The 12,970-nt window shown below is 35.6% G+C and carries 11 protein-coding genes; 4 read left to right on the top strand and 7 right to left on the bottom strand.

Translation table 11 applies throughout. The features are described 5' to 3' along the window. Nucleotides 1-16: 16 nt before the first annotated feature. A complete protein-coding gene (locus tag AC0L3Q_RS13960; RefSeq protein ID WP_473280184.1) occupies nt 17-676 on the bottom strand; it encodes an alpha/beta hydrolase in 660 nt (219 codons plus the stop codon). A 326-nt stretch (nt 677-1,002) separates the two neighbouring features. Between AC0L3Q_RS13960 and AC0L3Q_RS13955 the strand changes: the two genes are divergently transcribed. The 3 genes from AC0L3Q_RS13955 to AC0L3Q_RS13945 all read left to right on the top strand — a co-directional run bounded on the left by AC0L3Q_RS13955 (nt 1,003) and on the right by AC0L3Q_RS13945 (nt 3,659). Beyond that, nucleotides 1,003-1,362: a hypothetical protein gene (locus AC0L3Q_RS13955; RefSeq protein WP_473280182.1), complete on the top strand. Its 360-nt coding sequence runs from the start codon at nt 1,003-1,005 to the stop codon at nt 1,360-1,362. 36 nt (nt 1,363-1,398) lie between these two features. Beyond that, on the top strand, nt 1,399-2,268 hold the full coding sequence (locus AC0L3Q_RS13950) for a type IV pili methyl-accepting chemotaxis transducer N-terminal domain-containing protein (protein ID WP_473280180.1): 870 nt from the start codon (nt 1,399-1,401) through the stop codon (nt 2,266-2,268). 83 nt (nt 2,269-2,351) lie between these two features. Beyond that, nucleotides 2,352-3,659 carry an alginate export family protein gene (locus tag AC0L3Q_RS13945; RefSeq protein ID WP_473280178.1) on the top strand — a complete coding sequence of 436 codons (1,308 nt, stop codon included), beginning with the start codon at nt 2,352-2,354 and terminating at the stop codon, nt 3,657-3,659. 50 nt (nt 3,660-3,709) lie between these two features. On the opposite strand, the gene AC0L3Q_RS13940 is transcribed toward AC0L3Q_RS13945, so the two are convergent. The 4 genes from AC0L3Q_RS13940 to AC0L3Q_RS13925 all read right to left on the bottom strand — a co-directional run bounded on the left by AC0L3Q_RS13940 (nt 3,710) and on the right by AC0L3Q_RS13925 (nt 7,964). Further along, on the bottom strand, nt 3,710-4,039 hold the full coding sequence (locus tag AC0L3Q_RS13940) for a magnetosome magnetite crystal formation protein family (RefSeq protein WP_473280176.1): 330 nt from the start codon (nt 4,037-4,039) through the stop codon (nt 3,710-3,712). Between the two features lie 63 nt (nt 4,040-4,102). Next, nucleotides 4,103-5,356, bottom strand: a complete 1,254-nt coding sequence (locus tag AC0L3Q_RS13935) for a dihydroorotase (protein ID WP_473280174.1) — start codon at nt 5,354-5,356, stop codon at nt 4,103-4,105. Between the two features lie 94 nt (nt 5,357-5,450). Further along, on the bottom strand, nt 5,451-7,277 hold the full coding sequence (locus AC0L3Q_RS13930) for a BatA domain-containing protein (protein WP_473280172.1): 1,827 nt from the start codon (nt 7,275-7,277) through the stop codon (nt 5,451-5,453). A 168-nt stretch (nt 7,278-7,445) separates the two neighbouring features. Beyond that, the gene (locus AC0L3Q_RS13925; RefSeq protein ID WP_073314093.1) at nt 7,446-7,964 is read right to left on the bottom strand and encodes a porin family protein; all 519 of its coding nucleotides are present in this window, start codon (nt 7,962-7,964) and stop codon (nt 7,446-7,448) included. 194 nt (nt 7,965-8,158) lie between these two features. On the opposite strand from AC0L3Q_RS13925, the gene AC0L3Q_RS13920 reads away from it, so the two are divergent. Continuing rightward, nucleotides 8,159-9,727 (top strand): NAD(P)/FAD-dependent oxidoreductase, encoded by a 1,569-nt coding sequence (locus tag AC0L3Q_RS13920; RefSeq protein WP_473280170.1) that lies wholly within the window; start codon nt 8,159-8,161, stop codon nt 9,725-9,727. Here the strand turns inward: AC0L3Q_RS13920 and AC0L3Q_RS13915 are convergent. Both AC0L3Q_RS13915 and AC0L3Q_RS13910 read right to left on the bottom strand, forming a co-directional pair. Next, nucleotides 9,724-10,932, bottom strand: coding sequence for a sensor histidine kinase (locus AC0L3Q_RS13915; RefSeq protein ID WP_473280168.1), 1,209 nt, complete (start codon nt 10,930-10,932; stop codon nt 9,724-9,726). The two genes, AC0L3Q_RS13920 and AC0L3Q_RS13915, sit on opposite strands and share 4 nt — an antisense overlap. Nucleotides 10,933-11,148: 216 nt before the next feature. Then, complete coding sequence (locus AC0L3Q_RS13910; protein WP_473280166.1) at nt 11,149-12,948, bottom strand: cytochrome-c peroxidase; 1,800 nt, start codon at nt 12,946-12,948, stop codon at nt 11,149-11,151. Between the last annotated feature and the right edge of the window lie 22 nt (nt 12,949-12,970).

The following is a 12,970-nucleotide window of genomic DNA, read 5'->3' as shown; positions in this document are numbered from 1 at the left end:
GAGGTCTTTGTATTTTTTACAAGTGTTTGATCAGCCAATCTTTAAACTGATAGAAGTTCTGGGGGGCAACACCATGTCCAACAGGAAACTCGTTTAGTGATGTCTCTATCCCCAATTCTGCCAGGAAAGATGGAGCGCGTTGTGCCCATACTAAAGGAATAACTTGGTCTACACTACCATGGGAACAGTAAATGTTAAGACCAGAAAAATCATTCTTTTCATAGCCTTCTTTTAAAATGTCTTCATTAAGATACCCGCTTAACGCAATCACATTTTTAATCTTGTCCGGATAGGAGAGTGCTACCGAATAGCTTAGTATGGTACCTTGACTAAAACCTAAAATGGTAACGTTTTCTTCATCCAAATCATAAGCGGCGATAGCCTCGTCTATAAATGATGCAATTTTATCTCTGGATAGAATCGCTTGTTGGTCGTCGCTAAATTTCCCTTGGTTATCATCAAAATAGATCGCATACCATGCATTTCCATAGGGTTGTAATTGATAAGGGGCTCTTACCGAAATAATAAAAAGTTCTTCTGGTAATTCTGATGAGAAAGAAAAAAGATCGTTTTCATCACTACCGTAACCATGAAACATAAATAGCACCGGAGTTTTGTCTTTTTTAACTGTAGGCACCTTAATTATATGGTGAAGGGAAAGTGTTTTTGTTGTCATCCTTTAAAATGTAAGGGTCAAAAATAATTTTTTTAAAATTGTTAAAGAAGCTTTTTGAAGTTTGTTTGACCAATAAGTGTGAATATTTTAAATTTTTGTTAATGTTTTTAAGGTTCCCTAGTAAACAGGTAGGTTAATGTATTGATATGTAGGTAATTAAATTAATATCACAATTGTTAATTTATTGTTAAAAAACAGTAATTTTTTTGTGGTTTAACCGTAATATTAATTACATTGAAAAAGACACTATGGTATTTTTTTGCAATTTACTACCCAATCTGAAGCATAAAAATGTCAATTAAATAAGTAACTAAACCCAATTTCTTATGAAGAAAACTACCTACTTAATTGTACTGTTATTTTCTATGCAATTTGTTTTGGCACAATCAGATAGTGACTACCAAAATGCCATTGCAATAGTTTCTGATGGATACAATTCTAACAATGCTCAAAAAATCTTTGATGCATTCTCAGCGGATTTACAATCGTCATTTACCTTGGACAAGGTAAAAACTTTTATTTCGAAAAATCAATCTACAAAAGGGACAATGGGGGAGTCCTCTTTTCTACTAGATGATAATGGATGTAAGCGGTATTTAACTGAGTTTGAGAATGCATCATCTATTTTGGTCATTAAACTTACCGCTGATAATAAAATCAACCAGCTGGCGCTGGAGGAATATTAAGAAACTATTACCCAATTAACCTTTTATTTATACCCTATGAAAAACTATAATTTTACTTATAAGTTAAGAGCGTTCATACTCTTAATTGTGATACTAGTCACTACTAATGATATAAAATCCCAGAGTAGTAAATCTTTCGGAATGTTAACCTTTAATAAAGCCGTGAACATTTCTGGAAAACAAAGAATGTTAGGACAAAAAATTGCCAAGGCCTATCTTTATGCTTTAGAAAATCCAAGTGATACTAAGGCCAAAAGAGACCTACTTACCAGTAAATTGATATTTGAAAAGCAAAATAATATACTACTGCAAAATTCAGATTACAAAATAACCAAAGATCGACTTGCAAAGGTTGAAGAGTTATGGGCAGCATATAAGAAAATGGTAGATGGAAAACCCAATTATGATAATGCCAAAAAGATTATTGAAGCTAATACAGATCTGCTAAAAGCGTCAAACAGTGTAGTTTTGGCGGTAATCACAGAATCTAAAGGTGCTAACAATAGTAATGATTCTTTATTAGAAGATGAAGGTTTAGGAGAAGAAGACGGTGAATTGAAAAAAATCATTAACCTTTCAGGAAGACAAAGGATGTTAGCGCAACGATTAGCATTATACTACTTCGCCAATAGTTCTACACTAAAAGATAAGAATAATGAGCAGATGCTAAAAAATGTATATAACGAATTAGACGGTGCTATAAGCATGTTATTGATATCAGAATTTAACAACTCTCGAATTGATGAGAAATTAGGAGTGGCCATGTCTAAGTGGGACCAGGTAAAATCGAATAAAGAGAAATTATTCAATCATACCATCAAATCTGCGGATATGTATAAATTAAGTAATGAACTTACAAAGGCCTTTAACGATGTAACGACACTTTACGAAAAAGTGAAATTATAATTTGAGGTTAATTAAGGAGAATGCGTATTAATTGTTTCTAACGTTAATACGTATTTTTTTGTCCCATTTGTTAAATTTTGATTATGAAAAATAAACTACTTATAGCGTTGTTAATAGTAGCGATGCCTACTATTACAAACGCACAAGAATTCAGTATCGACGCAGATATCAGACCTCGATTGGAATATTTAAATGGTTTTGGTACGCTAATTCCTGATGGTGTAGATGCCGGAACATTTGTACAACAACGTTCCAGATTAAAACTAGGATACAAACAAGAAAAATTCTCTGCCTTTATAAGCGTGCAAGATGTAAGTATCTGGGGAGATACTCCACAAATTGCACCAGTCGATGGGAATGATAGCTTCTCATTGGCACAAGCATGGATTGATTTCAAATTCGGAAAAGGATGGTCTACCAAACTAGGAAGACAAGCCTTGTCCTATGATGATCAACGAATCTTTGGAGGATTGGATTGGGCAATGCAAGGTCGATTCCACGATGCGGCCTTACTAAAATACGCCAATGACAAAGGGTTGAAACTTGATATAGGTCTTGCGTTTAACCAAAATGGTGTGAGAACACAAACCACACTATTTGATCCTAACAATGGAGGAAATGTAAGAGCAGTATTTGATTACAAAGGAATGATCTATGCCTGGTTGCATAAAGACTGGGAGAAATTCTCTGGAAGTTTGTTAATTGCTAATAACTCTTACCAAAATCTAGATCCTAATGATGGACAAACACCTGTAGATGGTACCGTACGCAGACAAACCTTTGGTACCCATTTGGTAGCCAAACCTGCAAAAGGATTTTCTATTGCAGCCAATATCTATGGGCAAACAGGAGACTTTACCGAGGATATCGAGCTATCTGCTTACAATGCATTGTTAGAGCTTACCTATAAGCCTGGTAAAACATTATTCGGACTTGGATTTGAGACTTTAAGTGGAGATGAAAATGGAGGAATCGATGGAAAAATAGAATCTTTCTTCCCAATTTTTGGTACCAATCACAAGTTCAATGGATATATGGATTACTTTTTTGTAGGGAACCATGCCAATAATGTAGGATTGAATGACCTCTATGGAAAAACAGTGATCAAAACCGGAGAAAAATCAAGTCTTTTGATCAAAGCTCACTATTTTGCAGCTGCAGAAAGCCTGGGTGAAGGAATAGATGACTATCTGGGAACAGAAGTAGATCTGGTATACACTCAAAAAGTACTTCCTTTTGCTACTTTGAAGATAGGATACTCTCATATGTTTGCTTCGGACTCAATGGAAATCTTAAAAGGTGTTGCGGATCCAGCAAGCACGCAAAACTGGGCATGGGCAATGCTAGTTGTAAAACCGAACTTATTAAAGTGGAGCTCTAAACATGATTAAAGGAGAAACAAACATAAAAAAATGCGATCCATCTAGATCGCATTTTTATGTTATTTTATGAAGACAAACCAATCTTGAAAGAAAGATCCAAGTAATGGCACTGGTTTTTGTTCTTCCCTAATGGCTGTGATTAAACCGAAAAACCAAAGTACAGCTATGAAAACATAAAAAGCTGCATAAATTATCAATGAATTAAATATGTTAGCTAAGGCCCCCAATATATAAAAGCTAATATTGACACCTAATGCTTGTCGAATATGAAAGCTGGCAAATTGATTCTTGTCATCATTATTCATGAAAAAGGCAATAATAGTACCAATGATGGTAATGTAAGCCACGATGGCTGCAGTTTTTCCTTGTTTGGCATAGTCTGATTCCATAATGATGTTTTTCGTAATTGTTTTCTAAAGATATGTATTATTGAGAAAGACTTAAAATTATATTTATTTCAATACTAGTTGCTTGTTTGCAAGTACTCCGTATACATTACCCTTTACGGATTTACCTATAAAAGCACTGTTAGCAGAAGTAGATAAAATGTGGTCAGTTTCAAAAGTTGTTTCACCCTCGGGATTAAAAAGCGATAGATCTGCAATACTCCCTTCTTCCAAAGGTTGATTTTCTAGTTTAAAAATATCTTTTCCTTTGGTGAGTAACGTAATGGTTTGATCCAGCTCAAAATGATGATTAAGAGCAACGAATGCACTTTCCAAACCTATGGTGCCGTATTTGGCATTATCAAACTCCACATTTTTATTTTCGATATCCATAGGTTGGTGATCGCTGGTCACCATATCTATAGTTCCTTCTTGGATTCCTTGTTTTAGCGCATCGATATCCTTTTGTGTTCTAAGAGGAGGCTGTACCTTATATGATGTCTCAAAAGTTTGCAATTCCTGATCGGTTAGGGTAAGGTGGTGCACCGTTGTACTACAACTTACCTGTAATCCTTTTGCTTTCGCCTCTTTAATCAAAACTACTGATTTTGCCGTAGAAATGGTTGGAATATGCAGTTTACCACCTGTATACTCCAGCAAAAATAAATCCCTGGAAATTTGTAATTCTTCAGCCAAAGAGGGAATACCTTTTAGTCCGAGTAATGTACTTTGTTCTTCTTCATTTACCACTCCTTTTCCTGCAATGTTATTGTCTTGCGGAAAAGATAGGATCAAGCCATCAAAGTTTTGCGCATACAACAGCGCAATTTTCAACAAGTTTGGATTTTGAATGGCTTTTTTATAATCTCCAAAGGCGATCGCACCAGCTTGTTGCATATCGTATAGCTCAGCAAGATCTTTCCCTTCAGATTTTGTAGTTAATGACCCAATAGGGTAGAGACGTACAGCATGATTTTTTGCCTTACTATCAAGAAAACCTACAGAAGCACTGGTATCAGTTATTGGTGAAGTGTTTGGATTGAGTGCTATACTGGTAAAACCACTTTTTGCGGCTACATCCAAACCATTGGCTATGGTTTCTCTTTCTTCATATCCGGGTTCACCAAAACATACACTGCTATCAAACCAACCTCGCGATACATGAAGATTGGGAAGGGTAATTTCGTCTATATGATCTTCTTTAGAAATATTCGAACCTATTTTACTAATTGTCCCATCTTCGATTAGAATATCTACGGTTTTTTTATGAAAAGATGAAGATGGATCAATGATGGTAGCGTCCTTTAGTAATACGTTCATTTCAGATATTTTAATAATAATATTTCGATCAACAGGAATATCAGCGCAAAAATAACAAACCATTTCCAAAGTTCATTCACACTCGTTTCTTCTTTTATCTGTAAAAAAGTTCGGACAACGAATTTTTGACAACATAATTTTCTGTTGTACCCAATGGGTAGTACTGCAAATCGCTCTCAGAACTGTCGTAATTATAACTTACATGTTGAATAACATTATCTTTATCCTGAAGACTATAGATCCCGGATTTTGTTGGGACTTCGTCTGTAGTGATGCGAACTTTTGTAGAAAAACTTTGCTGTAGCGGAATGATTTGCTCTTGTGCGGATACCAAAGATAAAATACCATCCTGTCCTAGAGATACCGGAACATCATACGAATTATTTTGTCCTATAGTATAGGATATGTCTGTAAGCTGTAAACTCTGTTTCCCGATATTATATAACGTTGGTACAATTAACGGAGAATTCTTGAAATTAGAATTTTCTGTGTTGAGAGCTGCTGTAAAAATATATGCGTTATTCGTTTTGTATAAAAAGGGCGTATTATCTTCAAAAGAAAGAATAGCATTAGGAGCTTGAGTTTGATAAAAACTATTCACTTTTGGATATTGAAAATTCGTTACTTCCTTATCAAAAACTCCCAAATACAGCGGATGCGAAAAGTGAATTTTTGTGATTCTTTTTTCTTGATTCACCGAATTGGATAATGCTTGAGAAGAAAAGGAACCGATATATTGTTGATATGAAGTGATATCACCATTTTGAGCTGGGATAAAACAGACCGTTCCTCCTTCATCTACAAAAGGTTTGAGTGCATTAATCAGGGAGATAGGAATTTGAGAAATTTCATTAAGAATTACCAAATTGGCGTTAGCAATATCATTATAATTGAGCTCTTGTGTTGAGTTACTCACCAGCTCAAACTCGTCTGGAGTAAAAATATTTTTGATAAAGCTATCGTCGGCTTCATTAACCGCTACTACTTTGATTTTTTCTGGAGTGTTGATGGTAAAATATCGGGAATTATCAAAAGTGATGGCGGGATCCTCGAGCGTTACTCTACCATTGATTTTGGTATTTTCTGGTAAGCGAAATTCGGTACTTGTTTTACCGTTTTTGGGAATCGAAACCGAAGTCTTAGCGATTAGTTTTTCATCATTATATAATGCTATTGATGTGTTTTCTGCATTGCTATCGGTATTACTTACTTCCACTTTAAGTAAGAGCTCATTATTTGTATTTCGTTGAAGATAAAGACTATCTACAGCAATATTTTGTCGAGTAACCGGTTGCATTTGTACAAGATGGGTTCTGGTACTTGCATCTGTTGGTAATTCAAAAGCACCCTCTTTTTGCTGAAAATCAGATACCAATACGATTCTATTTATAGTTTCTTCAGAATTTCCTAATAATTGTTTGGCTTTTAGGTAAGCGGCACGATAGGGTAGTTGATTCGAACTGTATTCTAGCTGCAAGAGATCATTTTGAATATCTTTTTTGGTCACCTTGATAAAAGTCTCCGTATTGGTAAACAAAGAAAAAGTTTCTTCTTCAGAAAACTCGCTTAGTACTTCCTGTACAGATCGTTTTAGAAGAGGTCCCTTAGCACCTTTTGCCTGCATACTAAAAGAGTTATCGAGATATATTACGGTATCACTTTTTTTACCAACCGTATCTTCTGAAGCCAAAAAAGGCTGCGCAAAAGCTATACAAATACACCCCAAAATGAATAGCCTGGTAAGTAAGGTGAGCCATTTTTTGAGTTGCGAACTTTTACGGGTTTGTATGGTTACTGCTTTTAGAAACTGTACGTTGGTAAATGCTACTTTTTGAAAACGTCTTAATTGAAATAAATGCACCAGAATGGGAATGATAAGGGCAAAAAGAGCATAAAGAAATTCTGGGTGTTTAAACTGCATTCGTTTTTAGTGTTTTTCAAATATACTATAACATTTATGAATTACGATTTGGCATTTAGGAATTTTTAAGGATCTAAAACTATAATATGAATGTTTAGCAAAATCTTGGATACAAAAAAACGGGAAGAGTACCTTCCCGCTTTTTTATCATTATTGTATATCTTTTGATTAAAAGATGTAATATCCAACAGAAACCTGGAAATTAGAGTTCTTAGCTTCAGCATCTTCTACAACATCGGTTAAACCAAAGTTGTAACGAATTTGTCCGAAGAATCCACCAAACTCTACACCAGCACCAACAGCTCCACTCAAGTCAAAGCTTTCTGGCTCACCCACTTCAAAACCGTCGTTTACTACAAAACCGAATTGTGGACCTGCTTCAACACTTGCAATACCAGCGAATTTCAATTTAAATAGCACAGGAAGATTTAAATAATCGATATCCAAATCATCAAGACCCTGAGCAGAATAGATAAGTTCAGGTTGAAGTGCAATAGTCTCTAACAGGCTTATTTGAGCCACAGCTCCAATATGATAACCTGTTCTTCCATCTAATGCATCATCAACATCATCTCCATTTAAAGTGGCAAAGTTAACCCCTCCCTTAAAACCAAATTTGATGTCTTGTGCATTGGTAGTAAATGTGAAACCGATTACGGCAATCGCTAATAAAAATAGCTTTTTCATAATTGTAAATTTAAGGTTTGTTTCAACCAAATATAGGAACTAATACCTTAACAAAAGGTTAAACTATCAAAAAGTTTAGGTGAGCTATTGTTTTACCAATCTATCCAATAAACCTAAAAATAGACTATTTTATCGACAAAAATGATCTAAAGTTTATCGTATCTTCGTCAAAATGTTTTAACTAAGCGTATCCATTGCAACACGAATTTAGCATACAAGTTTCTCCCGAAACCGCGTCGAATCCAGAACTTCTAAAACGATCTGTTTCCAAGAAAAATGGTATCCCGTTTCATGAAATTAGCCATATCAGGATTTTGAAAAGATCTATAGATGCCAGGCAACGCCAGATAAAGGTCAATTTAAAACTCCAGGTATATGTACAGGAAGAATACACCGATGTTCCTATACCATTACCAGAATATCCGGATGTTACCAATGCCCCAGAGATAGTAATTATTGGAGCAGGGCCTGCGGGATTGTTCGCCGCATTGCGATGTATAGAATTAGGTTGTAAACCTATAGTGTTGGAAAGAGGTATGGATGTAAGAACGCGAAGAAGAGATCTCAAAGCAATTAACAGGGATCATATCGTTAATGAAGATTCTAATTATTGCTTTGGAGAAGGAGGTGCTGGTACCTACAGCGATGGTAAATTATATACAAGATCCCGTAAACGAGGAGATGTACAACGGATATTGAAACTTTTGGTAGGCTTTGGTGCTACTGACCAGATACTGGTTGAGGCTCATCCCCACATAGGGACCAATAAATTGCCGGGTATTATTGCTGCAATGCGAGAAAAGATTATCGAGAGAAGTGGAGTGATACGTTTTAATTCCAGAGTGGTGGATCTAAGAGTCAAAAATTCACAAATCGAAGGGGTAGAGCTCAAAGATGGAACTGTTATCGATACCCGTAAAGTGATTTTGGCCACAGGACACTCCGCCCGAGATATTTTTGAATTGCTCTACAGAAAGAAAATTACCATAGAAGCCAAACCTTTTGCCCTTGGGGTTAGGGTAGAGCATTCGCAACAATTGATAGATCAAATACAATATTCTTGTGAAGTACGGAGTCCATATTTACCACCTTCTCCATACAGTATCGTAAAACAGGTTGATGGCAGAGGGATGTATTCTTTTTGTATGTGCCCAGGAGGTGTAATTGCTCCTTGTGCCACCAGTCCGGGAGAAGTAGTAACCAACGGATGGTCTCCTTCCAAACGAGATCAACCAACTGCTAATAGTGGTATCGTTGTAGAATTAAGACTTGAGGATTTTAAAGCGTACGAGAAGTTTGGGCCATTGTCTGGAATGTATTTTCAAAAGGAAATAGAGCAAAAAGCATGGATGCTGGCAGGGGAGACCCAAAGAGTTCCTGCTCAGCGCTTGCAGGATTTGGTTCAGGGAAAAGTATCATCTGATTTGCCTGATACTTCGTACAAACCTGGATTGACTGCCGTGGATATGAAAGCGGTATTTCCCGAGTTTATCCATCAAACCTTACAAAAAGGGTTCAGTATGTTTAATAAGAGCATGCCAGGATATTTAACCAATGAAGCTGTTGCACATGCGCCTGAATCCAGAACTTCCTCACCTGTGAGAATACCGAGAGATCGTGTATCTTTAGAACATATTCAGATCAAAGGTTTATATCCTTGCGGTGAAGGAGCTGGTTATGCCGGAGGGATTATTTCTGCAGCGATCGATGGAGAAAAGTGTGCAGAAGCCTGTATAAAAACAATAAAGAAGATAATGGATTAAAGCTTCTTTTTGACACAAAAATTGAAGGTAGTTTCTACTTTTTCTTTGGAGTTTACGCTGATGGATCCACCTAAATTTTCAACTATTTTTTTTACCGTGGACAGCCCAATGCCATTACCTTTATTACCACTACGATCTGCCATCCCTGCGGTGGTGAAAAGATCAAAAATAGTTTCTATTTGATTTTCTGGAATGCCCATTCCATTATCAGTAATACTAAAATAATAAAAGTTAGCATCTTCACTTTGATCGATAGTGATCTCAATCTGTTCTTTATCGTTATACTTTATACTATTTCCGATTAGATTGAAGAATATCTGTTTCAGAGCGGAGCGATTAGATTCTAATACCGGGTCATTCTCCGGAAAATTAAGCGAAATATCAGGTTTTATGCTTAGTAATTCAATAATCTCTTTGAGTAGTTCATTCAAACTGAACTTTTCTGGTTTATTATGAATCAAACTTTCACTTTCATAGTGATCTAATACATCACTAATGTATCCACTCATAGAGAAAGAAGACGTTTTGATATAATCAAAATACTGCAAGCTTTCTTTGTCTAGCTTTTTATCTAGTAATAACTTCAAAAGATCTGTAGTGGTAATGATATTAGCCAATGGCATTTTAAGATCGTGAGAAATTACTCTTGCAAAATCTTTTAGCGCCTCATTCTTCTTCTTTAACTTTCGTTGAATTTTTTGAAGATCGTTATTCTTTTTGTTTAACTCAAAAAGGATTACTACTTGTTTGGCTAGAGAGTTCAGAGATTCTAGTTGTTTTTCTGAAAGCTCCCTCGGTTTACTATCCATAACACACAAGGTGCCTAGTGCAAAACCATCCTTATTTACCAATGGAATACCTGCATAAAAAACCACAACTTTGTCTTCTAATTGAATAGTTTCTTTATTAAATCGTTCATCTTCTCTAGTATCTTTGACGAGTAGAGGTGTTTCTGGATTTAAAATCGCATGTGAGCACAAGGAGTTATCTCTTGGCGTTTCGCAAATGGAAACCCCATTTTTGGATTTAAACCACATTCTACTTTTATCTACAAGAGAAATGAGTGCTACCTCGGTATCACAAATAAAGTTAGCCAATGCCGTAATCTCATCAAATTCTTTTTCCGTTTCGGTATCAAGAACTTCCAATGCTTTTAGGGCCTCGAGTCTAAAATTTTCATTAATCGGTACAGCAGGTAATATCATTGCAATTTTAGAATTGAATTAAATTAGAACAATTCTTAATAAAATTAACAAAAAATACCCAGATAAAAGGTCTAATTTGATTGAATATGCTCTTTTTATGTAATAGCCGTAAAAAAGGTGTTGTAAGAAGGTATTTAAAAAGTGATAACGCTAAATTTGTTAGGATAGTATTAACGTTATCACTTATCTAATTAAGAGTAAAGAACTATAGGAGTTCTAGTTTGTTGTTGAAGCCAACTTTTCTGTTTTGGTTTCGGCATATGAATCGTCTTGATCCTCCAAAGATTCCATAAAAGCGATCAAATCTTTAATTTCTTGAGGGTTGAGATTTAGTGGATCAGGAGGTAGTGTTTGGTATTCCTGATCGATACCGATTCCGGCTCCTCCGCCACGGTTGTAAAAATCAACAACTTCTTCCAAAGAGTTATATACACCGTTGTGCATATACGGCGCAGTTTTACTCACATTTCGTACCGTAGAGGTTTTGAAAAAATGTTTTCTCTCTGGGGTCTTGTATACGTAATACCTCCCCAAATCAGGACTAATTGTTGCATTAATGGTATCGTTTTGTTCTGGTACAGCAATGAGTTCTATCTCCGATTCTTTATAATCTGGAGGTACAGTGCCATTAAAAAGAGGAGCAAAGTGACAAGTGGCACATTTTGCTTTACCATGAAACAGGTTAAACCCATTGATCTCGCTTTGTGTCAATGAATTTTCCAAATTATTGATATTACGATCAAATTTGGAGTTAAACGGATTCAAGCTTCTGATGTAGCTCGCAATTGCATTTCTAATATGTGCGTCAGTGATGTCATTTCTATGAAATACCTCTTTAAAGGCATTTGCATAAATACTATCATTGCTCACTACATTTTTAAGAGTTGCTAAATCGGTATGAAATTCATTTTCATTTTCTACAACAGATACAATTTGCCCTTCCAAGCTTCCGGCTCTTTTGTCATAGAAGAAATCCTGTTGCAATCCAGCATACAAAAGAGTAGGGGTGTTACGGGTAACTCCTTTCCCAATTTTTAGACCATCGGTAAATGCTTTATCCGGATGATGGCATGTAGCACAACTTATTTGATTTGCAGACGATAAACTAGTATCGTAAAACAGTTTTTCTCCTAAGGCTATTTTTTCCGGCGTTGTTGGTCCAGAGTTTTGATCTGAGAAGAACGTAAGATTAAAAGTAGCATCCGAAAACAAAGAATTAGCTTCATTCTTGATGGCCAATTCAAAAGGGAAAGTTGCACCCCAATCTTCAACCATTTTATTCCACAATACTAATTGTTTATGCGTATGGTTTTTTATAAAGTGGTATCGATCAAAGGCATTAAAATCACCAGATAAATCCTTCGTCGTTGCATCAATTTCCTTGTTCCATTCGTCAAAAAGCGTTTGATCTTTGAATTGATCTCGATAATACGATAAAGAGGTTTGTAAGCTCTGATACACAATTTTGGACTCTTCAAGAGAGTTTTCCAATACTGGAGAATCAAATCCCGTTGTTCCTGTGATCCCAATTCTTACAATAGCTTTTCGGAACAACCATAAAAAGTGATAAGGCTTTACATGCGTAAAACTAATATTTTCTTTCACTAATTTTAAACGATTGGAAACAAGAGAAAGGTGTTTTTGTATAACCTCTGTGTTCATTTCATCTGCATAAACTTCTTCTTCTAGTACCTGATAACCACTGGCTTTTTTAACTTTAATATCGGTATAGTCATCTTCTTCAACTTTCAGAATATTAGGTTGATTCAAAAAACCATAGTTTTCGATATCTAAAGCAGCCAATACAGGTTCAATTTTTTTGAAATATCTTCTTGAAGCAGTTAAATGTTGTTTTAGTTTACTTTGATCTGTAGCAGCACTATCCAAAAATAGAATAGCCATAGAAATATCCTGATCAAACTGATTTTTAAGCTGTTCCTTATGAGATATGTTTTCAGTTTTCGGCTTTTCTTTGGTGCAAGAACAAAAGCTTAATATGCCAAAGAGGCTTATCATAAAATAAGCCCCTTTGTTTATG

It is taken from the genome of Aquimarina sp. KJ22-3, from assembly GCF_055808215.1.
Note: the sequence above shows the minus strand (reverse complement) of the source record. Positions and strands in the feature narration are given on the sequence as shown.